Genomic DNA, 22,227 nt, shown 5'->3' with positions numbered 1-22,227 from the left:
GTGCCGCGTGGGCGGTTGCGGCGTGGGCGGTGCGGAAGCCGGAGACGCGGCCGGCGAGGCGGCTGATTTCCTCGCGCAGGGAGTGGGTGGCGGCGGAGGTCTGCTCGACCATGGCGGCGTTCTGCTGGACGGCCTGGTTCATCTGGCCGGTGGCGGCGTTGATTTCGGCGAGGCTGCCGGCCTGTTCGGCGGCGGCGGTGGCGATTTCGCCGACGAGGCCGTGCAGGTCGGTGACGTGGCCGAGGATGGTATCGAGCGCGGTGCCGGTTTCGCCGACGAGGCGGACGCCGTTGCCGACCTGTTCGGAGGAGCGGGCGATGAGCAGCTTGATGGATTTGGCGGCATCGGCGGAGCGGTGCGCGAGGGCGCGGACCTCGGAGGCGACGACGGCGAAGCCGCGCCCGGCATCGCCGGCGCGGGCGGCCTCGACCCCGGCGTTGAGGGCGAGGAGGTTGGTCTGGAAGGCCATTTCATCGATCAGGCCGATGATCTGGTCGATTTCGCGGGCGGATGTTTCGATGCGGTTCATGGCGACCACGGCCTCGCCGACGATGGCGTGGGACTTGCGGGCGGCGTTGTTGGTGGCGTCGACGGCGCTGGCGGCCTTGGAGGCGTTGTCGGCGGTGCGGCGGATGCCGGTGGTGACGCTGTCGAGCACGGATGAGGTTTCCTCCAGGGTGGAGGCCTGCTGTTCGGTGCGGCGGGCGAGATCCTCGGCGGCTTCGGCGATTTCGGCGACGCCGAGATTGATTTCGTCGGTGCTCTGGCGGACGCCGTTGACGCTTTCGGCGAGGCGGCTGGCGGCGGTGTTGAAGTCGATGCGGAGCTTGTCGAGCGAGGGGATCAGCTGGCGGTCGACGGAGGCGGTGAGATCACCTTCGGAGACGCGTTCGAGGGCGTCGCCGACGAGGCCGACCTCGGCCATGCGTTCGGTGAGGTCGACCGCGAACTTGACGACCTTCGTGACCTTGCCCTCGGCGTCGTAGACCGGGTTGTAGGTGGCCTGGAGCCAGACGTGGCGGCCGCCCTTGCCCACGCGCTCGAAATCACCAGCAATGAATTCGCCCTGGCGCAGGCGTTCCCAGAAGGCCTGGTATTCGCGGCTGGCGGCGTATGCTGGTGTAGCGAACATGCTGTGCTTGCGGCCCACGATCTCGTCGCGCGCGTAACCCATCACGCGAAGGAAGTTGTCGTTGGCTTCGAGGATGGTGCCGTCGAGCGCGAACTTGATGACGGCCTGGGAGCGCTCGATGGCGTTGAGGATGCTTTCGTTTTCGGCGGCGGCCCGTTTCTCGGCGGTGATGTCGAGGGCGACCTTGACCACCTTCGCGACCTTGCCGGCGCGGTTGCGGACGGGGACGTAGGAGGCGCGGAGCCAGACATCGTGGCCGGACTTGGCGATGCGGCGGAACTCGCCGGAGCAGAAGGCGCCGCCGCGCAGGCGCTGCCAGAACTCGCCGTAGGCGGCGCTGTCGCGCTCGGTTACGGTTACAAAAATACGATGATGGCGCCCGATGATGTCGGCGGCGCCGTAGCCCATCAAACGGAGAAAACTGTCGTTGGCGTCGATGATCGTGCCGTCGGGTTTGAAACCGATGATGCCGAAGGAGTTTCCAATGGCATCAAACATCCTGCTTTTGTCAGAGATTTGACGTAGCTTCCCAATAACCACGAAACAATTCCCATTTTTATTGATTGATCTATTTTATTAAATAAAACTTCTATCCGGGTCTCCTTAACAATGTATTACCGGAATCTGATATTTTCATGCTGCACGCTGACTATCATGTCATTCGGCCAAAGATGCCGCGACTATCAAATAGACAAGGCGCTACATGCGATGGGATCGGAGGCGTTCCAGATCGAGGTTGTCAGCGCAGCCGTTCCGGCGCACTGGCGAGATGTTCCGAACGGTTTCTTTGGTCTCGGACCGTCGCGAAGCCGCAAACATCAGCGTTGTGGATCGGCCACCGAACCCCTTTAGCTTCGAGATGGGTGAGCGCGTACGCCGCGGTTCAGCGCGACGAGGCCGGCGGATAGCTGCGAAATCATGATTGAAGCCAGATGGTCTGAGCCCTAAGTTCCCGCCATTCAGGAGTAGAGTCTCATCCTCGAGTGATGCCCACGATTGGGCGTAGGTGCAACAGCCGGGTTGGGGGTTAACCCCCAACCCGGCGCGCCGCTGATTTTTCCCGCCACCTCTGCCGGGGTTTTGTTGCCCAGGCTCGAATGGGGGCGGTGATGATTATAGTCGTGACGCCAGGCGGCCAGCACGGACCTCGCTTGAGGCAGGCTCGTGAACAAGGTCTCGTTCAGACACTCGTCCCGGAGCCGGGCGTTGAAGCTCTCGACGAACCCGTTTTGCTGGGGCTTGCCGGGCGCGATGTAATGCCATTCCACGTTCCGCTCTTTCGACCAGCGCAGGATCGACATGCTGGTGAGCTCAGTGCCGTTGTCGCTGACCACCATGAGCGGGCGCGCCCCGCGCTCAGTGATCGCCATATCCAACTCGCGTGCCACCCGGGCGCCCGAAATTGACGTGTCGGCGATCAAGCGAACGCATTCGCGGCTGAAATCGTCCACGACGGCGAAGATCCGAAACCTGCGCCCGCATGTCAGGGCGTCGGAGACGAAATCCAGCGACCAGCGCTGATTGCAGCCCTGCGGAATGGTCATCGGAGATCGTGTGCCCAAGGCCCGCTTTCGCCCGCCGCGACGGCGAACCTGAAGACGTTCTTCGCGGTAAAGGCGCCGAAACTTCTTGTGGTTCATGGAAATTCCTTCGCGGCTGAGCAGCCAGTGCAGGCGCCGATAGCCAAATCGACGGCGCTCGCCCGCAAGCACGCGCATGCGTTCGCGAGCCTCCGCATCATCCGGGCGGCGGCTTTGATACCGCACCGTGGTCCGATCCACGCCCAGCGCATCGCAGGCCCGGCGTTGGCTCACCTCGAACAGGCTCTGAAGATGAGCTACCGCCTCCCGCTTATGGCTGGGCGCTAGAATTTTTTTGACGCAATTTCCTTGAGCATGGCGTTGTCCAGCACGGCGTCCGCCAACAGCCGCTTGAGCCGAGCGTTCTCGTCTTCCAGCTGTTTGAGCCGCCTGGCGTCCGAGACTTCCAACCCGCCGAATTTGGCCTTCCACTTGTAAAACGTCGCCGAACTGATCCCGTGTCGACGGCAGACCTCCGCCGTCGACATCCCCGACTCCTGCTCTTTGAGGATGCCGATGATCTGTTCCTCGCTAAACCGACTGCTCTTCATCTCGTCCGTCTCCCTGATGGGGCGGACTCTACTCATTCCTGGAGGAAATCCACGGGCTCAGACCAACGTGCAACAGGCACTTTCAGAAAAAACTCCATCTCGTGCAGCGCAAGGAAGTCGGGGGAGTTCGCGTAAAGGCCTCCGTCCGCGAATAACTCGCCACCAATTTGGTGGATAGGGAAGAAGGCAGGGGCAGCGGACGTCGCGAGCGCAACATCAACGACCTTTAGATGGAGATCACGCACGAAGGTCGGGTGATGCGGCGTCTTAAATACTTGAGGCCTTCCCTTGGTAAGATTCACGCTAGGGACGATGGTCCGCTGCCGAAGGTCCCCGATCAACAACTGAGACCCGACAATGGCCTCAATGACGGCCCGCAGTGGCTCTGAACGGTATTTAGCCTTCTTGAAGTTACGCCTTAGATCCAGAAATCTGCAGAAATCTGTCTGGGGCGGGGGTAACTCTGAAAATATGGCACCGCCGTTTTCGATGAAGGCATCGCGGATATCAGCGGCAGATGTACCGGCGGCCAACCCCAAGGCGATAATCCCGCCGACCGATGTGCCTGCAAGCAGATTGAACGTATTGTGAAGTGGCTTACCACTGATCTTTTCCAACTCGGCAAGCACGGCAGCTGTATACAGCCCCAAATACCCGCCGCCTGATAGACATAGCACCTGCTGCACGTCTGCCATGGTAACGTAAATAGAACGTTACGGGATCATGCTGCAAGACTGGTCCAGAAATTTTGGCATTTTGGCCTTTTCCGCTCGTTGCGATAAGCCTTACACTGGTTTTGAGACTTTGAGGGTCGTCTCCCCATCCTGCTTCCCTACCAACTTCTGAAGGTGCCCTGCGGCTTCCGATCGCACGGCGCCGACCTCCTTCGTGCAATCGGCGGTGAGGCACCGCCGTGGCGCTATTTTGAGCGAGGCCCCGGCCGGCTTCCGCTCGACCGGATCCTTGCTCTCAACGAACGAGGTCATGATTGATGCAGTTCGACCTGACCATGGTTCCCACGAGGCGCCGTGTCGCACACGCGATCCGGCCCCGCGGCAAGCCGAGACCGCCGCACCGCACGACGACGCGGTGATCGAGGCCGCGTTGGTCGCGCTGGCCCGCCAACTGGGTCACCGCACCGCCCGGTCCTTCAGTTACGACGAACGCCTCTCAGCATTTGGACCTTCAATCTCCCCTTCCATAGATGCGCCGGCAGGTTAGACTCCGGATGGAAGATGCAAGGAGAATTTGAGGACGTTTTCGGTATTGTGACCTCTGAGTCCGTCAGGCTAGGTTCCGTACCTATTGCCATGACTACGGGAGTTTTGATTCAAGTCTCTACGGAGGGTTTGGATCATGGCGGAATTATTCTGGCTGAACGACGCGCAATGGGCTGCGATCGAGCCGCTGTTGCCCAAGCTCGGCGGCAAACCGCGGGTGGACGATCGCCGGGTTCTGAGTGGCATCCTGCATCGCTTTCGCGAGGGCTTGCGGTGGCGCGCACTTCCGGAGGCTTATGGGCCGCGGACCACGGTGTTCAACCGGTTCAACCGCTGGAGCCAGCGTGGCCTCTGGCAGGAGATCTTCGCGGCCCTTGTCGCCTGCGCGGATCCCCCGCGCATCGCCATGGTGGACAGCACCTCGGTTCGGGCACATCGCGCGGCCGCGGGCGGTAAAGGGGGGCGCAAAGCCAGGCCATCGGCCGGTCGAGGGGTGGACGGACGACCAAGATCCACGCCGTCGCGGATGACCTGGGGCGCATCGCCGCCGTCCTCCTGACGCCGGGACAGGCCTCCGATATCAGTGGCGCCCGAGCGCTTCTCCCCACCATGCCACCGCCAGAAGACCTGATCGCCGACAAGGCCTACGACGCCGATGACCTCCGCGCCTTCCTCACCAGGCAGGGCACAAGGCCGGTGATCTCGCCCATGCCAAACCGCCGCGCCATACCGCCCTTCGACCCCGTCGCCTACAGAAAGCGCAATCTCATCGAGCGTGCCTTCTGCAGGCTCAAAGACTGGCGCGCCATCGCTACACGATACGACAAGACCGCACGAAACTTCCTCGCCGGGATCTGCCTCGTCCTCGCCGTCACCGCGTGGATCAGTTGAGTCCAGAACCTAACATTCCGTAGTCCCAAATCTTTCGACATGGACACCATATGATCATATTTTATGTAATCAAATGATATACTTCATCTGAAAGCGTCATCACTCGGCACCCCTCCTTGATGTAGATCAAAGTGACATTTCGAATTGTCACTATAACCTGACATATCAAAATCACCGGGAGGGATGGATGCGGATCCTGCTGTTGCATCCGAATTATCATTCGGGCGGCGCCGAAATCGCCGGAAACTGGCCGCCCGCCTGGGCCGCCTACATCGCCGGCGCGCTGAAATCCGCCGGCTTCACCGATCTGCGCTTCATCGACGCGATGACCAACGACCTGTCGGACGACGCCCTGCGCGACATCCTCCGCGCCGAACGGCCGGACATCATCGGCAGCACCGCGATCACCCCCTCGATCTACAAGGCCGAGCGCCTGCTCAAGATCGCGCGCGAGGAACATCCCGGCGCGCTGACGGTTCTCGGCGGCGTGCACGCCACCTTCATGTATGGCCAGGTTCTCGCCGAAGCCCCCTGGATCGACGTGATCGTCCGCGGCGAGGGCGAAGGGATCATCGTCGATCTCGCCCGTGCCGTGGCGGCGGGGAATTTCGCGGCAACCCGCCACGACATCCGCGGCATCGCCTTCCGCGAGGCGGGCAAGGTCGTCGCCACCGAAGCCGCCCCCACCGTCAAGGATCTCGACGCCCTCGCCCCCGACTGGAGCATCCTCGACTGGGACCGCTACCGCTACATCCCGCTCGGCACCCGTGTCGCCATCCCCAACATGGCGCGCGGCTGCCCCTTCACCTGCTCGTTCTGCTCGCAATGGAAATTCTGGCGCGACTACCGCTACCGCGATCCCTCGAAAGTGGTCGATGAAATCGTGCGTCTGCGCGATGAGCACGGCGTCGGCTTCTTCATCCTCGCCGACGAGGAACCGACGATCAACCGGAAGAAATTCGTCGCCTTCTGCGAGGAGCTGATCGCACGCGATGTCGGCCTGCTCTGGGGCATCAACACCCGCGTCACCGACATACTGCGCGACGAGGCGCTGCTGCCGCTCTACCGCCGCGCCGGGCTCATCCATGTCTCCCTCGGCACCGAGGCCGCCGCCCAGATGAAGCTCGACCGTTTCAACAAGGAAACCACGATCGAGCAGAACCGCAAGGCGATCGCCCTGCTGCGCGCCGCCGGCATCGTGGTCGAGGCGCAGTTCATCGTCGGGCTGGAGAACGAAACACGCGAAACGCTGGAGGAAACCTACCGCATGGCGCGCGACTGGGCGCCCGATCTCGCCAACTGGTCGATGTACACGCCCTGGCCCTTCTCCGACCTGTTCCGCGACCTGGCCGACAAGGTCGAGGTGTTCGACTACGAGAAATACAATTTCGTCACCCCGATCATCCGCCCCGCGGCAATGGACCGCGCCGAACTGCTCGACCGGGTGATGCACAATTACCGCCGCTTCTACATGCGCAAGGCGTTCTTCTCCTACCCCTGGGCCGGCTCCGGCGCGCGAAGGCGCTATCTGCTCGGCTGCCTCAAGGCGTTCATGAAATCCGGCTTCGAGCGCAAATTCTACGATCTAGGCCGGGTCGGCTACTGGGGGCCGCAATCGAAGCGCAAGGTCGATTTCCATTTCGACGGCGCCCGGAGCAAGGCCGGCGCGGAGCAGGTCGAATGGCGCACCATGCATGACAACAAGCGGCACCCAAGCAAGGCGCCCAGCCCTGCGGAACCACCACCCTGACCGCGCTCGACAATCCGTCGGGGCCGCGCATCGGGCCGAACGCGATCCTCCAGGTCTTCGCCGCCCTCGCCGCCGCCGGCGGGCCAGCCTGCGTTGCCAGGGTCGCGCGCGTGGCCGGCGCCGAATCGCATCTCTCCCATCCGCCCGTCGCGATGGTCTCGGTGGCCGAGGTGCTGGCGCTGCACCGCGCGGTGCGCGCCTGCCTCGGCGCCGGGCCGGGCGGGGCGGTGCTGCGCGCGGCGGGCGAGGCGACCGGGCGCTATCTCCTCGCGCACCGGATTCCGCGCGCGGTCCGCCTCGCGCTCCGCGCCGCCCCGGCGCCGCTCGCCGCCCGCCTGCTGGTCGCGGCGATCCGCCGCCACGCCTGGACTTTCGGCGTGCCGGACGGGCTCGATGCCGCCTGGCGCGGCGGGCTGCGCCTGTTCCTCGCGGCAAACCCTATCGCGGTGCCCGGCGCGGCCGGTCCCGGCTGCGACTTTCACGCCGGCACCTTCGAGGTGCTGTTCCAGGCGCTGGTCGACCGCCACCTTGTCGTGCGCGAAACCGCCTGCCGCGCCGCCGGCCACCCCGCCTGCGTCTTCGCGATCCGGCGCGGCTGATCTCCCGGCAATAGACCGGCGGCGCGGATGATGCTCTACCGGCCTGCCCGATACCCACCCGGCCTCGCCGCCGCGAGGGCTTCGCCTTCGATTTCGGCGCCCAGTTCTGGGTCTGAACCAAACGCCGTGCGGCCTTGAGGGGATTGATCTGTGGTCTGCCCACTTCTGCTACCAGATGGCCTGGAGGAAAAGGTCGGTGGGTATAAAGACATGGGACAGCAGTCTGTCGCTGCCGGGCTTGATCGTGGAGCGCAAGATGCTCGTTGGCGGTGTTGTGCAGATGTCGGGCCGGCTGTCCGCTTCGCAGGCAACGTGTCCGGACTACGGCACGCCGTCGACATCCTGCCACAGCCGGCGCGATCGCATGCTCTCGGAAATGCCCGTCAGTGGGAGCGCGGTCCAGCTTCGGCTATTGATACGACGTTTCGGTGCGGACACGCCTCTTGCCGGCGGCAAACGCTCAGCGAGCCGTTAGCACCCGCATTTGGCCGCCGGTACGGTCGGTGGGTCGGGCGCTGCAATGCGCTGGTGTGCGCGGTGATCCGCTGACAGAGCCACCGCCGCCCGCGCGGGTGATCGGTATCGACGACTTCTCCTGGCGCCGCGGGGATAGCGACGGCGGCATCGTCGTCGATCTCGAAGTCGTCAGGTCATCGACCTGTTGACGGACAGGTGGCGCGAGACCGTGACCGCCTGGCTTGAGCAGAGCCCGCAGGTCGAGATCATCTGCCGTGATCGCGGCCCTGGCTATGGCGCTGCCGCCACCGCAGCGGCGCCCCAGGCGCGTCAGGTAGCCGAGCGCTGGCACATGTTCGAGAATGCGTCTGCGGTGTTCCTTGCGCGGTTCGATCCGAGATGCAGTGCCTGCGCCGTACGCCCGCACCCGCGCGGCCGGTCATCCCGCGACCCTGACCCGCGCCGAGCATATCCAGTGGGATGGCACTCAGCTTCGCCAGGCACTCAACCGACAAATTGTGGATCTTGCCGGGCGAGGCGTGCCGATCAAGGCGATGGAGCGCACCACCGGCGCGTCGTGCCAGACGTTCCGCAAGATCCTGAGCGGCCAGCGCCACGATACATTCTGGCAGCGTCAGAGCGCGCTCGATGCCTGGTCGCTCACGCTCGAGGCCGAGTGGAACGCAGGACGCAGGGTTGGTTCCGAACTCTGGCGGCGCTTGAAGGCATCAGGCTTTACAGGCTCGCTGCGCATGGTCAGCGAACGGACCACGCGCCGCCGCTGTCTCGTCGCCATGGGCCAGCGGTCAGGCCGAAGGCAAAATTACACGCCTCAAATCCATAAAGTGCCAGATGTACGGCCGCGCCAAGATCGATTTGCTCAAGGCACGGTTCATGGTGCCCGCATGACCACATCTGCAGGGAATTTGAGTCAGACCCTGCCATCCATGCCGGCCACCTTCACCAGTACGGATTCTGGATCAGAATTCTGCGCAAGCTGGAATCGCCCATCAATTCAATCCGATCGCAAAACACCCGAGGATAAATCTCTATGATCTGGAATACATCTTTATTGTCTGGTTCACAATTTCATTGTCCGCCGACGAAATAAAATTCATCCCGATGATTGATTATTCGACGGTTACCGATTTCGCAAGATTACGAGGCTGATCGACATCGGTGCCCTTGAGGACGGCGACATGGTAGGCGAGAAGCTGAACCGGGATCGCGTAGAGAATGGGCGCGACGAACGGATCGCACTCGGTGATGATGATGGTCCGGTTCGCGATGCCTGCGAGGCGGGCGGCGCCGGCCTTGTCGCTGAACAGTATGATCCGTCCACCGCGTGCCGCGGCTTCCTGCAGGTTGGACGCAGTCTTTTCGAAGAGCGGGCCGGAAGGCAGCACGGCGATGACCGGCACCGAGGGATCGATCAGCGCGATCGGCCCGTGCTTCATTTCGCCGGCGGGGTATCCTTCGGCGTGGATATAGGTCAGTTCCTTCAGCTTCAGCGCGCCTTCGAGGGCGATCGGCATCATCGAGCCGCGGCCGAAGAACAGCACGTCGCGCGCATCGCGGATGTCTTCGGCAAGGGCGCGGATCTCCGTATCATCGGCAAGGAGCTGGGCCATCTTGCCGGGAAGCTCCATCAGGGCGGCGACCAGCGGCGCGATTTCCGCATCGCTCCGCGCGCCGCGGGCGCGGGCGAGGGCGAGGGTGAAGCCGGCGAGCACGGCGAGCTGTGCGGTAAAGGCCTTGGTGCTGGCAACACTGATTTCCGGGCCGGCGATGGTTTCCAGCATCAGGTCGCTCTCGCGCGCCATCGTGCTTTCCGGCACGTTGACCACCGACATCACCTTGCAGCCCTGGCGCTTCATGTAGCGCAGCGCCGCCATGGTATCGGCGGTTTCGCCGGACTGGCTGATGACGAGGCCGAGCCCCGCGGGGTCGAGCGGTGGCTCGCGGTAGCGGAACTCGCTGGCTACATCAGCATCGACGGCGATCCGCGCGATCTCCTCCAGCCAGTAACGCGCCGTCAGACCGGCATAGTAGGCCGAGCCGCAGGCCGAGAGGCTGATGCGCGGAATGGCGGCGAGGTCGACCGCGAGATCCGGCAGGACCGGCAGGCGGGTTGCCGGGTCGATCATGCGGTTCAGTGTGTCGCCGATGATCGCGGGGTTCTCGTGCAGCTCCTTTTCCATGAAATGGCGGAAATTGCCCTTGCCGATGGACGCGCCGGTCAGGCGGGTCAGCTTGACCTCGCGGGTGACCGGGTTGTTCGCGGCGTCGCGGAATTCGGCACCGCTGCGCGAGACGATCACCCAGTCGCCATCGTCGAGATAGGCGATGCGGCGGGTCAGCGGCGCGAGGGCAAGGGCATCGGAGCCGAGATACATCTCCTCCTCGCCGAAGCCGACCGCGAGCGGGGCGCCGCGCTGCGCGCCGATGATCAGCTCGGGATGGCCGGCGAAGATCAGCGCCAGCGCATAGGCGCCTTCGAGCCGGGCGAAGGCGGCGGCGGCGGCCTCGACCGGGGCGAGGCCGCGGGCGAGATGAAGATCGACGAGCTGGGCAACGGTTTCGGTGTCGGTCTCGGTGGAGAAGACCTGGCCGGCGGCTTCGAGCTCGGCGCGCAGTTCGGCATGGTTCTCGATGATGCCGTTATGCACGACGGCGACGCGGGCGGTGCCGTGCGGATGGGCGTTGCCTTCGGTGGGCGCGCCATGCGTCGCCCAGCGGGTGTGGCCGATGCCGGTGGTGCCGGCGAGCGGTGCCGCGGCGAGGCTGGCGGCGAGGTTGGCGAGCTTGCCCTCGGCCCGGCGGCGGGTGATCGCGCCCTCGACCAGGGTGGCGATGCCGGCGCTGTCATAGCCGCGATAGGCGAGGCGGGAGAGACCGTCGAGCAGCAGGGGGGCGGCGTCGTTCCGCCCGATCAGTCCGACAATGCCGCACATCAGCGTTTTCCCTTCGTCATGCGCAGTTCGGCCGCGCGGCCGGGTTTTTCGACCTGCCGGCCGCGCGCGAGCGCCAGCGCATCCGCCGCCACCGGGTCGGTGATGACGCTGCCGGCGGCGATGATCGCGCGGTCGCCCACCGAAACAGGGGCGACGAGGGCGACGTCCGAGCCGATGAAGGCGTCGGCGCCGATCGTGGTGCGGTGCTTGGCGAAGCCGTCGTAATTGCAGGTGATGGTGCCGGCGCCGATATTGGCGCGCGGACCGATTTCGGCATCGCCGAGATAGGTCAGGTGGTTGGCCTTGGCGCCGGCACCGAGGCGGGCGGCCTTGAGCTCGACGAAATTGCCGACGTGGGCGCCGGCGCCGATGTCGCTGCCCGGGCGCAGCCGCGCATAGGGGCCGATGATGGCGCCGGCGGAGATGGCGCAGCCCTCGAGATGGGAGAAGGCGCGGATCGTGACATCCGGCCCGACCGTCACGCCGGGGCCGAAGACGACATGCGGCTCGATCGTGACATCGGCGGCGAGTGCCGTGTCGGCGGCGAGGAAGACGGTTTCGGGGGCGGTCATCGTCACCCCGGCGGCGAGGGCGGCGGCGCGCAGGCGGGACTGCATCGCCGCCTCGGCGGCGGCGAGCTCGGCGCGGGAGTTCACGCCCCGGCATTCGTCCCACGGCGCCTCGACCACGGCGACGGAGGCACCCTCGGCGCGGGCGACGGCGACGAGGTCGGTAAGGTAGTATTCGCCTTTCGCGTTGTCGTTGCCGATGCTCCCGAGCCAGCGGCGCATGTCGGCAGCGGCGGCGGAAAAGCCGCCGACATTGCACAGGCCGATCGCGCGCTCGGCCTCGGTCGCGTCGGCGAATTCGACGATGCGTTCGGCGAAGCCGTCAGGCCCGATGATGCGGCCGAAGGCGCCGGGTTCCGGCGGGCGGGTGCCGAGCAGCACCAGCGCCGCATCCCCCGCGCCGAGCCGCGCGCCGAGGCGCTGGAGAGTCGGGCCGGTGACCAGCGGATTGTCGCCATAGACGAGGGTGACGGCGCCGGCGCCGAAATGGTCCGCGGCGGCGAGGGCTGCATGGGCGGTGCCGAGGCGCTCGCGCTGGATCACGGTCGGGTGCGGGGCGGCGGCGCGGGCGACCTCGTCCATGTCCGGCCCGGTGACGACCACGGTGGCCGCGAAGGCCGTCTTGCAGGCGGCGAGGAGATGGGCGAGCATCGGCCGGCCGGCGATGTGGTGCAACACCTTGGGTCGGCTCGACTTCATGCGGGTGCCGAGGCCGGCGGCAAGAATCACGGCGGTATTGTGCATGAGCGAAGCGGTAGCCCTGGCCAGCCGCGCCTGTAAAGTGTCCGGCCATCAAATAGGATTTCGGAGTGTGTCATGAATGCTGCACGCGGTGTTGTTTTCGATCTGGACGGCACGGTCATCGACAGCCTGCCGGATCTCGCGGCAGCGCTGAATCGCTCCCTCGCGCGCCATGGCATGGCGCCGGTCCCTCGGGAAGAGGTGGCGCCGATGGTCGGCGATGGCGCGAAAATGTTGCTGAAGCGGGGCTATGAAGCTCGCGGAATGACGCCGGATGACGAGGACGAGGCCATCTTCCTCGCCGATTACGAGGCCCATGTGACCGACCTGACCGAGCCCTATCCGGGCATCGCCGAGGCGCTCGGCACGTTGGCCGCGCGCGGCTACAGCCTGGGGATGTGCACCAACAAGCCGGAGGCCTCGGCGCGCAAGGTGCTGGCGGCGCTGGACCTCGATCGCTTCTTCCCGGTCCTGATCGGCGGCGACGCCACCACGTTCCGCAAGCCCGACCCCCGCCATCTCGGCGCGGTGCTCGAGGCAATGGCGGTCGGCAAGGATGCGGCGGTGATGGTCGGCGACCACCACAACGACATCGCCACCGCGGACGGGCTGGGCGTGGCGTCCATCTTCGTCCGTTGGGGGTATGGGCGCGCGGAAGCGACGGTGTCGATCGACGAAACGGCGGCGCTCGTGCCGGCGGTGGAGCGCCTGCTCGGGGCGGGCTGATCGGGCTGCCCCGCGCACGCGGCCGATTCGCGTGGGCGCCATCCCGCAACCGGCCTTGACGGGCGCTGCTCGATAGCCCATGTGCGGAAACAGGACCTGCATTGTCCGCAATCGGGTGAACCATGTTGAGATTGTCACGACTGACCGACTACGCCGTGGTGGTGCTGGTGCGTCTGGCCCAGGCTGGATGCGTCGAGACCGCGCCCTCGATCGCCGCCGGAACCGGCATCCCGGAGCCGACCGTGGCGAAGGTGCTGAAGGGATTGGCGCAATCCGGCCTCGTGTCGTCGCAGCGTGGCGCGCATGGCGGGTATCGGCTCGGGCGGCCGCTCGCCGCGATTCCGATCGCCGATGTGATCGTGGCGATCGACGGACCCATTGCGCTGACCGCCTGCGTCGAAGGCACCGGCGGATCGTGCGACAGCGCTTCGCTGTGCCCGATGGCGGGGCGCTGGGGCGTCGTGAACGATGCGATCAGCGATGCGCTCAACGCGATCTCGCTGGATGACATGCAGGCGGCCGCATTGCCCAGGGCGTTGCGGGTCGAAGGATCGGATGTCGCGGCGCGCGCGCCGTCAACTGTCGAATAGGGGTTTCCATGCCTGCCGTGAACGAGACGATCGAGACCGTCGACCGGATATCCGGCGGCGGCTACAAGTTCGGCTTCGAGACCAATATCGAGATGGAGTTCGCGCCCAAGGGGCTGAACGAGGACATCGTCCGGCTCATCTCGGCGAAGAAGGGCGAGCCGGAATGGCTGCTCGAATGGCGGCTCAAGGCCTATCGCGCCTGGCTCTCCATGGAAGACCCGGCTTGGGCGCGCATCCGCCATCCGAAAATCGACTATCAGGACCTGCATTATTACGCGGCGCCGAAGAAGCCGGCGCCGAAGTCGCTGGACGAGGTCGATCCCGAACTTCTCGCGATGTACGAGAAGCTCGGCATTCCGCTGAACGAGCGCGCGGCGCTGGCGGGAATCGCCGTCGATGCCGTGTTCGACAGCGTTTCGGTCGCGACCACGTTCCGGGAGTCGCTGGCCAAGGCCGGGGTGATCTTCTGCTCGATTTCCGAGGCGGTGCGCGAGCATCCCGATCTGGTACGGAAATATCTCGGCAGCGTCGTGCCGGCGGGCGACAACTATTACGCGGCGCTGAACTCGGCGGTGTTTTCCGATGGCAGCTTCGTCTTCGTGCCGAAGGGCGTGCGCTGCCCGATGGAGCTTTCGACCTATTTCCGCATCAACGCCCGCAACACCGGCCAGTTCGAGCGCACACTGATCGTCGCCGAGGCTGGGGCCAGCGTGTCGTATCTCGAGGGCTGCACGGCGCCGATGCGCGACGAGAACCAGCTTCACGCCGCGGTGGTCGAGCTCGTGGCGCTCGACGAGGCGACGATCAAGTATTCGACCGTGCAGAACTGGTATCCGGGCGATGCCGAGGGGCGCGGCGGCATCTATAACTTCGTGACCAAGCGCGGCGCCTGCCGGGGGCGGAACTCGAAGATTTCCTGGACCCAGGTGGAAACCGGCTCGGCGATCACCTGGAAATATCCGTCCTGCATCCTGCAGGGCGAGGGCTCGACCGGCGAGTTCTACTCGGTGGCGGTGACGAACAATTTCCAGCAGGCCGATACCGGCACCAAGATGATCCATCTGGCGCCGAACACGACGAGCACGATCGTCTCCAAGGGGATTTCGGCCGGACGCTCGAACAACACCTATCGCGGCCTGGTGCGGATCATGCCGCGGGCGACGAATGCGCGGAACTTCACCCAGTGCGACAGCCTGCTGATCGGCGATCGCTGCGGCGCGCATACGGTGCCCTATATCGAGAGTCGCAACCGCACCGCCAAGGTGGAGCACGAGGCGACAACCTCGAAGATCGCCGATGACCAGCTGTTCTACTGCCGCTCGCGCGGGCTTTCGGAAGAGGACGCGGTGGGGCTGCTGGTCAACGGCTTCTGCCGGGACGTTTTGAAGGAATTGCCGATGGAGTTCGCGGTCGAGGCGCAGAAGCTGCTCGCCGTGTCTCTCGAAGGCTCCGTGGGCTGAGGACGCAACATGCTTGAAATCAAGGGACTGACCGCGACCATCGATGGCAAGGAGATCCTGCGCGGGATCGACCTGACCGTGCCGGAGGGCGAGGTGCACGCGATCATGGGGCCGAACGGGGCGGGAAAATCCACCCTGTCCTACGTGCTGTCGGGCCGCGAGGGCTACGAGGTCACCGGCGGCAGCGTGACGTATAACGGCGCCGACCTGCTGGCGATGGAGCCGGAGGAGCGGGCGGCGGCGGGTGTGTTCCTCGCCTTCCAGTATCCGGTCGAACTGCCGGGGGTGGGCAACGCCAATTTCATCCGCACCGCGCTGAACGCGATCCGCCGGGCGCGCGGCGAGGCGGAACTCGACGCCGTTCAGTTCCTCAAGGAAGCGCGGGCGGCGGTGAAGGCGCTGAAAATGCCGGACGACATGCTGAAGCGCAATGTCAATGTCGGGTTCTCGGGCGGCGAGAAGAAGCGCAACGAGGTGCTGCAGATGGCGCTGCTGAAGCCGACCCTGGCGCTGCTCGACGAGACCGACTCCGGGCTCGATATCGACGCACTCAAGATCGTCGCCGAAGGGGTGAACGCGCTGCGCGGGCCCAGTTTCTCGGCGCTGGTGATCACGCATTATCAGCGGCTGCTCGACCATATCGTGCCGGACCGGGTGCATGTGCTGGCGGCCGGCAAGATCGTCCGCTCCGGCGGGCCGGAGCTTGCGCGCGAACTGGAGGCCAACGGTTATGCGGGGCTGGAGGCGGCATGAGCGGGACTGACCTGCTCGACGGTTTCGACCTCGCCGCGCTGCCGGGCGCGTCCGCGCGGGAGGCGGCGGCGGCGCGGGTGCGCGCCGGCGGCTGGCCGACGAAGCGCGACGAGGCCTGGCACTATACCGATCTCGCGGCCGGGCTGCGCGGTTTTGCTCTCGGCCCCGCCCCGGCGGTGGAGGTCGCGGCTGAACTGCCGGAGGGGCAGCGCGTCGTGTTCGTCAATGGCCGGTTCGATGCCGCGCGCTCGGCGGCGCCCGAATGGGTGGCCCGGCTGAGCGATGTGGCGCTGGGCGATGCGGCGGCGGATCCGGCGTGCGGCGGCGTTGTCGTCGCGCTGAACACCGCGCTGGCGGAGGATGGCGTGGCCATCACCCTGGCGCCGGGCCAGCAGGGCGGCACGCTGTTCCTGGTGGCGCTGGCGGCGGGCCGGGGCGAGACGATGCCGGCCATCGCGCCGCGCCACCGGATCGTGCTCGGCGCCGGTGCGACGCTGACGCTGATCGAGACCGCGCGCGGCGAGGGCAGCTACCTGCACGCGCCGGTCTTCGAGGTTGACCTCGGCGCGGGGGCGCGGCTCAACCATTATCGGCTCCAGGACGAATCCGCCGAGGCGGTGCATGTCGCGACCATCTTCGCCGAGATCGCGGGCGGAGCGGGCTATGAGAGCTTCACCCTCAACCGCGGCGCCCGGCTCAGCCGCAACGAGACCCATGCGCGGCTGACCGGCCCGGCGGCGGATGTCCATCTCAACGCGGCGCAACTGCTCGCCGGCACCCAGCATGGCGACGTGACCACGGTGGTGCGGCACGACGCGCCGGACTGCGCCTCGCGGCAGACGGTGAAATCGGTCCTCGCCGGGGCGGCGCGCGGTGTCTTCCAGGGCCGGATCGAGGTCGATCGCATCGCGCAGAAGACCGACGGCTATCAGATGAACCAGGCGCTGCTGCTCTCCGACGAGGCGGAGATCGACAGCAAGCCGGAGCTGGAAATCTTCGCCGACGACGTGAAGTGCAGCCACGGTGCGACGATCGGCGCGCTCGACCCCGAACAGCTTTTCTACCTGCGCAGCCGCGGCGTGCCGGCGGCGGAGGCGAAATCGATCCTGATCCGCGCCTTTCTCGACGAGGCGCTGGAGCCGGTGACCGATGAGGCGGCGCGGGCCGTCTTCGAGGCGGCGATCGGCGCCTGGTGGCGGGAGGGGGCATGAGCGCGGCCATCGAGCAGCCCGGCTTCGACATCGCGCGCATCCGCGCCGATTTCCCCATCCTGTCGCAGACGGTGCATGGCAAGAAACTGGTGTTTCTCGATAGCGGCGCCTCGGCGCAGAAGCCGCGCGCGGTGATCGATGCGATGGTCCGCTCGATGGAGACACGCTACGCCAATGTCCATCGCGGGCTGCACTGGCTGAGCGAGCGCGCCTCGGACGACTACGAGGCCGCGCGCGACAAGGCGGCGGCTTTCCTTAACGCGGCGCGGGAGGAGATCGTCTTCGTGCGCAACGCGACCGAGGGGATCAACCTCGTTGCCGCGACCTTCGGCCGGTCGGCGCTGCGTCCGGGCGATGCGGTGGTGGTGAGCGAGATGGAGCACCACGCCAATCTCGTGCCCTGGCAGATGCTGCGGGATTCGCACGGGATCGAGCTGCGCATCGCGAAGATCACCGATGCCGGCGAGCTCGACTTCGCCGATCTGGAGCGGCAATTCGCCGATGGGCGGGTGCGGCTGCTGGCGATCACCCATATGTCGAACGTGCTCGGGACCTACACGCCGGCGGAGCGGCTTGCCGCCTTTGCGCACGAGCGCGGGGCGCGGCTGCTGCTCGATGGCGCGCAGGCGGTGGTGCACCGGGCGGTGGACGTCCGCGCGATCGATGCGGATTTCTACGTGTTCTCCGGCCACAAGCTCTACGGGCCGTCCGGCATCGGGGTGCTGTTCGGCAAGCGCGAGCTGCTCGACGCGATGCCCCCCTTCCTCGGCGGCGGCGACATGATCCGCAGCGTGAGCTACGAAAAGTCGACCTGGGCCGAGCCGCCCTACCGGTTCGAGGCGGGCACGCCGGCGATCGTCGAGGCGGTGGGTCTCGCGGCAGCGATCGATTATGTGAACGCGATCGGGTTTCCGGCGATCGCGTCGCATGAGCGGGCGCTGACCGATCACGCGCTGGCGACGCTCGATGCGATCGGCGGCGTCCATGTGGTCGGGCGGGCGCAGGACCGCGGCGGGGTCGTCGCCTTCACCATGGACGGGGTGCATGCGCACGACGTCGCCACCCTGCTCGACAAGCAGGGGATCGCGGTGCGGGCCGGGCATCATTGCGCCGAACCGCTGACCCGCCGGCTCGGGCTTGACAGCACCGCCCGCGCGACGTTCGGCGTCTATACGACGATGGAGGAGATCGACGCGCTGGCGGCGGGGCTGCGGCGCGTGCAGCAGGTGTTCGGCGGATGAGCGGTGCGGCGGATGTCGGCGATCTCTACCAGCGGCTGATCATGGAACGCGCCCGCGCGCCGCTGCATGCCGGCCGGCCGGCGCGCTTCGATGCCGAGGCGGAGGGCGACAACCCGATGTGCGGCGACCGGGTGCATCTGCGCCTGAGCTGCGCGGGCGGGGCGATCGGCGAGGTGTGGCACGAGACCCGCGGCTGCGCGATCTGCGTCGCCTCGGCCGATCTGATGGCGGATGCGGTGGCCGGGCGCTCGCGCGCGGCGGCCGAGGAGCTTGCCGGCGCCTTCGAGACGATGGTGGCGACCGGGGCGGTGCCCGACCGCGAGGATTTCAGCGAATTGCGGGCGCTGTCGGGCGTTCATGAATATCGCTCGCGCCACCGCTGCGCCACACTTCCCTGGCAGGCGCTGCGCGCCGCGCTGACCAAGACGATGGAGACCGGACATGGCGGATGACATGGCCAGGACCGAACCCGTGACCACCTGGACGCCGGAGGGCGAAACCGCGCCGCTGGTGAGCGAGGAGAACGTGATCGCGGCGATTTCCACGGTCTATGACCCGGAAATTCCGGTGAACATCTTCGAGCTCGGCCTGATCTACGCGATCGAGATCGAGGGTGGGGCGGTGAAGGTGGAGATGACGCTGACCGCGCCAGCCTGCCCCAGCGCGCAGGAACTGCCCGAGGCGGTGCGCCTCGCGGTGGGGACGGTGCCGGGGGTGAGCGAGGTAGAGGTCGAGACCGTGTGGGATCCGCCCTGGGATCCCTCGCGGATGAGCGACGAGGCGCGCCTCGCCCTCAACATGTTCTGAGGAGTCTGCGATGACCACGATCCGCACCGAATCCGCACCGCCCCGCCGCAGCCTGCCGCCGCTGATGCAGCTGACCGACGCCGCCGCCGATCGCCTTCGCGCGCTGTATGAAAACGGCCAGCAGGGCCGGCTGCTGCGAATCAGTGTTGGTACCAAGGGGTGTTCCGGCCTGTCCTACGAGATGAACTGGGTGGACGAGCCGGCGCCGACCGACGAACAGGTGAGCGACAAGGGGGTCACGGTGCTGATCGACCGCAAGGCCACCCTGTTCCTCATCGGCACGGTGATGGACTACAAGGTGGAAAAATTCACCTCGGGCTTCACCTTCGAAAACCCGAACGAGAAGGGCCGCTGTGGCTGCGGCGAGAGTTTCCACGTCTGACGCGCCGCGTTGACGCCGCGGCCTGACGGCCGAAAACTGCTTAGAGCATCATCCGATCAGATGGAGTCATCTGATCGGATGGAGATGCTCTGTTTATCAATATGATAGAGCACTACATCCGATCCGAAAGGATCGGAAAGTGCTCTAGGCGATCTCCTCCAGCCCGTCTTTGGTGACACGGCGGAAGAAGCAGTTATGCGCGCCGGTGTGGCACGCCGGCCCGGTCTGCTCGACAAGGAGCAGCAGCGTATCGCCATCGCAGTCGAGCCGCATCTCTACGAGGCGCTGCACATGGCCCGAGCTTTCGCCCTTGCGCCAGAGCTTCCCCCGGCTGCGGCTGAAATAGCAGACCTGCCCGGTGGCGAGGCTCTCGGCGATCGACTCCGCGTTCATCCAGGCCATCATCAGCACCTCGCCGGTATCGTGCTGCTGCGCGATGGCGGGAATGAGTCCGGCTTCGTTGAAGCGGGCGGCGGTGATGACGGGGTGGGTCATGCCGTGCCGTCCGGGCTGAAGCCGTCTTGCAATTCCCCGGCCATGCAGGGGGGCGAGGCGCAGGTGGTGCGGGCTTGGCCGCGCAGCACGGCGAGGCCCTGTTCGAGATCGGCGATCAGGTCGTCGGTGTGTTCGAGGCCGATCTGCAGCCGCAGCATCTCGCCGCCGAAGCGGCCGGTGCCTTCGGTGCGGGTGATGGTGTTGGTGGTCGGCAGGGCGAGGCTCTCATAGCCGCCCCAGGACGCGCCGATGCCGAACAGGCGCAGCGCGTCGGCCATCGCGCAGACGGCATCGTAATCATGCTCGGGCTGGAACACCACGCCGAACAGGCCGCAGGCGCCGGTGAAATCGCGCTTCCAGAATTCGTGGCCGGGGCAGGAGGGCAGGGCGGGATGCAGCACGCGCAGCACTTCCGGCCGGTCCGCGAGCCAGGTGGCGACGGCGAGGGCCGCGCGTTCCTGCTCGGCGAGGCGGACCGTGAGGGTGCGCGCGCCGCGCAGGGCCAGCCAGCAATCGTCCGGCGAGGCGTACTGGCCGAGATCGAGCGCGCCGGCGCGCAGCCAGGCCCAGTCCTCATCCGTCGCGACGGTGATGGCGCCGAGCACGATGTCGGAATGGCCGCCGACATATTTCGTCAGCGCCTGGATCGACACGTCGACACCGTGGCGGAAGGGCTGGAAGGTGCGGATGCCCCAGGTATTGTCCATGAACAGCTTGGCGCCATGCGCGTGGGCGACGCGGGCGAGCATCGGCACGTCCTGCACCTCGAAAGTGTGGCTGCCGGGGCTCTCGGAAAAGATGGCCGTGGTTTGCGGGCGCATCAGCGCCGCCAGCCGGTCTTCGGTAATCAGCGGATCGTAATAGGTGGTGGCGACGCCATAGCGGGCGAGTACACTGTCGCAGAAGCGGCGCGTCGGGCCATAGACGGAGTCCGGCACCAGCATGTGGTCGCCCGCCTTCAGCCAGGCGAGCAGCGGCACGGTGATGGCGGCAAGGCCCGAGGAGACGATCTGGCAATGCGTGCCGCCCTCGATTTCGGCGACCACGTTTTCCAGCGCGAAATGGGTTTCGCTGCCATAGAGACCGTATATCTCCTCCTGTTCGAGGCGGCGCTTGCCGATTTCGCGGCGCGCGGCACAGGAGGGATAGAGCACGGTGGAGCCGCGGACGAGCTTGGGATTCACATAGCCGTGCGACTTGACCGGCCGGCGTGAGGCCAAGGAGAGGCGGGTTTCGAAGCGATCTTCAGTCATGCGGGATCCTCTCCGGTGGCAACCGGGGTGTCGGGCAGGGCGCCCCATTCGGCCCATGAGCCGTCATAGAGCGCGCCCATCGGCAGGCCGGCGCGCGCCAGGCCGAGGGTGAGAACCGCGGCAGTGACGCCCGAGCCGCACATCGTGACCGGGCGGCTGGTATCGTCGATGCCGGCGGCGGCGAAGCGGGCGCGCAACGCATCCGGCGGGAGCATGGTTGCGTCAGCGCCCAGAAGTTCGGAATAGGGTAGCGAACGGGCGCCGGGGACGTGGCCGCCGCGCATGCCGGCGCGCGGCTCCGGCACTGTGGCGGCGTAGCGGCCGGCGGCCCGGGCATCGAGCACGGTTTCCGCTCGACACGCCACATTGGCTTCAATCGCCGCGCGGTCCCGCACACGGGAGGGATCGAACCGGGCAATGAAGCGGCCTGGTGGTCTCAGGTTGGCTTTGCCCTGTTCGAGCGGGCGGCCCTCGGCGCGCCATTTCGGTAATCCGCCGTCGAGCACGAAGACGTTCTCGTGGCCAAAGACGCGAAACATCCACCAGCCGCGAGCCGCCGAAAACAGGCCTCGCTGGTCATAGACCACGATCCGGCTGTCATTGCCGACCCCGAGCGCCTCGACGGCAGAGGCAAAACCTCCTTCATCCGGGAGCATATGGGGCAGGTGCGAGGTCGTATCGGCAATGCGCTCGATATCGAAGAAGGCGGCGCCCGGCAGGTGCGCCTCGTCAAACAGCGACAGCGCATCCTGTGGCTCGTTCGGCAGGTAAAACGACGCGTCGAAAACGACCAGGGCCGGGTCGTCGAGCGTTGCAGCGAGCGCTTCCGTCGAGATCAGTGGGGATGACATGCCCGAGCATTAACT

At 66.3% G+C, this 22,227-nt stretch carries 20 protein-coding genes and 2 pseudogenes; 14 read left to right on the top strand and 8 right to left on the bottom strand.

Features of this window, described 5'->3' with window-relative positions:
- From RT91_RS08985 to RT91_RS08970, 3 genes are all read right to left on the bottom strand, one after another.
- Positions 1 to 1,630 (bottom strand): PAS domain-containing methyl-accepting chemotaxis protein (locus tag RT91_RS08985; protein ID WP_240314245.1); only part of this gene is annotated, 1,630 nt, incomplete at its 3' end.
- A gap of 461 nt (positions 1,631 to 2,091) precedes the next feature.
- Positions 2,092 to 3,263 (bottom strand): IS3 family transposase gene (locus RT91_RS08980; protein ID WP_408735334.1). Its coding sequence is split into 2 segments (ribosomal slippage): positions 2,092 to 3,002 and positions 3,002 to 3,263, totalling 1,173 coding nucleotides; the frame shifts between segments, so codons are not numbered across the junction.
- A 32-nt stretch (positions 3,264 to 3,295) separates the two neighbouring features.
- On the bottom strand, positions 3,296 to 3,958 hold the full coding sequence (locus tag RT91_RS08970) for a CBASS cGAMP-activated phospholipase (protein WP_051788221.1): 663 nt from the start codon (positions 3,956 to 3,958) through the stop codon (positions 3,296 to 3,298).
- Positions 3,959 to 4,619: 661 nt separating this feature from the next.
- Here RT91_RS08970 and RT91_RS20490 point away from each other — a divergent pair.
- The 5 genes and pseudogenes from RT91_RS20490 to RT91_RS20485 all read left to right on the top strand — a co-directional run bounded on the left by RT91_RS20490 (position 4,620) and on the right by RT91_RS20485 (position 9,234).
- A pseudogene (locus tag RT91_RS20490) lies at positions 4,620 to 5,374 on the top strand (IS5 family transposase).
- A gap of 187 nt (positions 5,375 to 5,561) precedes the next feature.
- Positions 5,562 to 7,124, top strand: a complete 1,563-nt coding sequence (bchE, locus tag RT91_RS08950; protein ID WP_012039934.1) for a magnesium-protoporphyrin IX monomethyl ester anaerobic oxidative cyclase — start codon at positions 5,562 to 5,564, stop codon at positions 7,122 to 7,124.
- Positions 7,121 to 7,723 carry a bacteriochlorophyll 4-vinyl reductase gene (gene bchJ, locus RT91_RS08945; protein WP_343205818.1) on the top strand — a complete coding sequence of 201 codons (603 nt, stop codon included), beginning with the start codon at positions 7,121 to 7,123 and terminating at the stop codon, positions 7,721 to 7,723. The genes bchE and bchJ overlap by 4 nt, the downstream gene beginning before the upstream one ends.
- Positions 7,724 to 8,408: 685 nt before the next feature.
- Positions 8,409 to 8,486: pseudogene (locus RT91_RS23020) on the top strand (hypothetical protein); the annotation flags it as partial.
- 73 nt (positions 8,487 to 8,559) lie between these two features.
- Positions 8,560 to 9,234 (top strand): hypothetical protein, encoded by a 675-nt coding sequence (locus RT91_RS20485; protein ID WP_240314243.1) that lies wholly within the window; start codon positions 8,560 to 8,562, stop codon positions 9,232 to 9,234.
- Positions 9,235 to 9,309: 75 nt separating this feature from the next.
- Here RT91_RS20485 and glmS read toward each other — a convergent pair whose 3' ends face one another.
- A complete protein-coding gene (glmS, locus tag RT91_RS08940) occupies positions 9,310 to 11,133 on the bottom strand; it encodes a glutamine--fructose-6-phosphate transaminase (isomerizing) (RefSeq protein WP_035186840.1) in 1,824 nt (607 codons plus the stop codon).
- Entirely contained in the window at positions 11,133 to 12,446 is a 1,314-nt protein-coding gene (gene glmU / locus RT91_RS08935) for a bifunctional UDP-N-acetylglucosamine diphosphorylase/glucosamine-1-phosphate N-acetyltransferase GlmU (RefSeq protein ID WP_035186838.1), read from the bottom strand. Before glmU ends, glmS begins: the two co-directional genes overlap by 1 nt.
- 72 nt (positions 12,447 to 12,518) lie before the next feature.
- On the opposite strand from glmU, the gene gph reads away from it, so the two are divergent.
- From gph to RT91_RS08890, 9 genes are all read left to right on the top strand, one after another.
- Positions 12,519 to 13,169, top strand: coding sequence for a phosphoglycolate phosphatase (gene gph, locus RT91_RS08930; protein ID WP_012039927.1), 651 nt, complete (start codon positions 12,519 to 12,521; stop codon positions 13,167 to 13,169).
- A gap of 122 nt (positions 13,170 to 13,291) precedes the next feature.
- A complete protein-coding gene (locus tag RT91_RS08925) occupies positions 13,292 to 13,759 on the top strand; it encodes an SUF system Fe-S cluster assembly regulator (protein ID WP_007422812.1) in 468 nt (155 codons plus the stop codon).
- Positions 13,760 to 13,767: 8 nt separating this feature from the next.
- On the top strand, positions 13,768 to 15,219 hold the full coding sequence (gene sufB / locus RT91_RS08920; protein WP_007422813.1) for a Fe-S cluster assembly protein SufB: 1,452 nt from the start codon (positions 13,768 to 13,770) through the stop codon (positions 15,217 to 15,219).
- A gap of 9 nt (positions 15,220 to 15,228) precedes the next feature.
- On the top strand, positions 15,229 to 15,972 hold the full coding sequence (gene sufC / locus RT91_RS08915; RefSeq protein WP_012039925.1) for a Fe-S cluster assembly ATPase SufC: 744 nt from the start codon (positions 15,229 to 15,231) through the stop codon (positions 15,970 to 15,972).
- Entirely contained in the window at positions 15,969 to 17,183 is a 1,215-nt protein-coding gene (sufD, locus tag RT91_RS08910) for a Fe-S cluster assembly protein SufD (protein WP_035186835.1), read from the top strand. Before sufC ends, sufD begins: the two co-directional genes overlap by 4 nt.
- On the top strand, positions 17,180 to 18,424 hold the full coding sequence (locus RT91_RS08905; RefSeq protein WP_035186832.1) for an aminotransferase class V-fold PLP-dependent enzyme: 1,245 nt from the start codon (positions 17,180 to 17,182) through the stop codon (positions 18,422 to 18,424). Before sufD ends, RT91_RS08905 begins: the two co-directional genes overlap by 4 nt.
- A complete protein-coding gene (sufU, locus tag RT91_RS08900) occupies positions 18,421 to 18,876 on the top strand; it encodes a Fe-S cluster assembly sulfur transfer protein SufU (RefSeq protein WP_035186830.1) in 456 nt (151 codons plus the stop codon). The genes RT91_RS08905 and sufU overlap by 4 nt, the downstream gene beginning before the upstream one ends.
- Positions 18,866 to 19,231, top strand: coding sequence for a DUF59 domain-containing protein (locus RT91_RS08895; protein WP_012039922.1), 366 nt, complete (start codon positions 18,866 to 18,868; stop codon positions 19,229 to 19,231). Before sufU ends, RT91_RS08895 begins: the two co-directional genes overlap by 11 nt.
- Before the next feature lie 10 nt (positions 19,232 to 19,241).
- Positions 19,242 to 19,613, top strand: coding sequence for an iron-sulfur cluster assembly accessory protein (locus tag RT91_RS08890; RefSeq protein WP_012039921.1), 372 nt, complete (start codon positions 19,242 to 19,244; stop codon positions 19,611 to 19,613).
- 144 nt (positions 19,614 to 19,757) lie between these two features.
- On the opposite strand, the gene hisI is transcribed toward RT91_RS08890, so the two are convergent.
- The 3 genes from hisI to RT91_RS08875 are packed head-to-tail and all read right to left on the bottom strand — an operon-like array spanning position 19,758 to position 22,212.
- Complete coding sequence (gene hisI, locus RT91_RS08885) at positions 19,758 to 20,108, bottom strand: phosphoribosyl-AMP cyclohydrolase (RefSeq protein ID WP_007422206.1); 351 nt, start codon at positions 20,106 to 20,108, stop codon at positions 19,758 to 19,760.
- Entirely contained in the window at positions 20,105 to 21,361 is a 1,257-nt protein-coding gene (gene metC / locus RT91_RS08880) for a cystathionine beta-lyase (RefSeq protein ID WP_013640642.1), read from the bottom strand. The genes hisI and metC overlap by 4 nt, the downstream gene beginning before the upstream one ends.
- Positions 21,358 to 22,212: a sulfurtransferase gene (locus tag RT91_RS08875; protein WP_013640641.1), complete on the bottom strand. Its 855-nt coding sequence runs from the start codon at positions 22,210 to 22,212 to the stop codon at positions 21,358 to 21,360. Before RT91_RS08875 ends, metC begins: the two co-directional genes overlap by 4 nt.
- Positions 22,213 to 22,227: the final 15 nt, after the last annotated feature.

Source organism: Acidiphilium sp. JA12-A1, assembly GCF_000724705.2.
GTDB lineage: Bacteria > Pseudomonadota > Alphaproteobacteria > Acetobacterales > Acetobacteraceae > Acidiphilium > Acidiphilium multivorum.
This window is presented reverse-complemented; position numbering and strand designations above follow the sequence as displayed.

Excerpts from the sequence above, each read along its gene's own strand:
- bchE (WP_012039934.1), top strand. The coding sequence starts at position 5,562 with ATGCGGATCCTGCTGTTGCATCCGAATTATCATTCGGGCGGCGCCGAA.
- sufB (WP_007422813.1), top strand. The coding sequence starts at position 13,768 with ATGCCTGCCGTGAACGAGACGATCGAGACCGTCGACCGGATATCCGGC.
- RT91_RS08895 (WP_012039922.1), top strand. The coding sequence starts at position 18,866 with ATGGCGGATGACATGGCCAGGACCGAACCCGTGACCACCTGGACGCCG.
- hisI (WP_007422206.1), bottom strand. The coding sequence starts at position 20,108 with ATGACCCACCCCGTCATCACCGCCGCCCGCTTCAACGAAGCCGGACTC.
- RT91_RS08875 (WP_013640641.1), bottom strand. The coding sequence starts at position 22,212 with ATGTCATCCCCACTGATCTCGACGGAAGCGCTCGCTGCAACGCTCGAC.
- metC (WP_013640642.1), bottom strand. The coding sequence starts at position 21,361 with ATGACTGAAGATCGCTTCGAAACCCGCCTCTCCTTGGCCTCACGCCGG.
- sufU (WP_035186830.1), top strand. The coding sequence starts at position 18,421 with ATGAGCGGTGCGGCGGATGTCGGCGATCTCTACCAGCGGCTGATCATG.
- sufD (WP_035186835.1), top strand. The coding sequence starts at position 15,969 with ATGAGCGGGACTGACCTGCTCGACGGTTTCGACCTCGCCGCGCTGCCG.
- sufC (WP_012039925.1), top strand. The coding sequence starts at position 15,229 with ATGCTTGAAATCAAGGGACTGACCGCGACCATCGATGGCAAGGAGATC.
- RT91_RS08905 (WP_035186832.1), top strand. The coding sequence starts at position 17,180 with ATGAGCGCGGCCATCGAGCAGCCCGGCTTCGACATCGCGCGCATCCGC.
- RT91_RS08925 (WP_007422812.1), top strand. The coding sequence starts at position 13,292 with ATGTTGAGATTGTCACGACTGACCGACTACGCCGTGGTGGTGCTGGTG.
- glmU (WP_035186838.1), bottom strand. The coding sequence starts at position 12,446 with ATGCACAATACCGCCGTGATTCTTGCCGCCGGCCTCGGCACCCGCATG.
- glmS (WP_035186840.1), bottom strand. The coding sequence starts at position 11,133 with ATGTGCGGCATTGTCGGACTGATCGGGCGGAACGACGCCGCCCCCCTG.
- gph (WP_012039927.1), top strand. The coding sequence starts at position 12,519 with ATGAATGCTGCACGCGGTGTTGTTTTCGATCTGGACGGCACGGTCATC.
- RT91_RS08970 (WP_051788221.1), bottom strand. The coding sequence starts at position 3,958 with ATGGCAGACGTGCAGCAGGTGCTATGTCTATCAGGCGGCGGGTATTTG.
- RT91_RS08890 (WP_012039921.1), top strand. The coding sequence starts at position 19,242 with ATGACCACGATCCGCACCGAATCCGCACCGCCCCGCCGCAGCCTGCCG.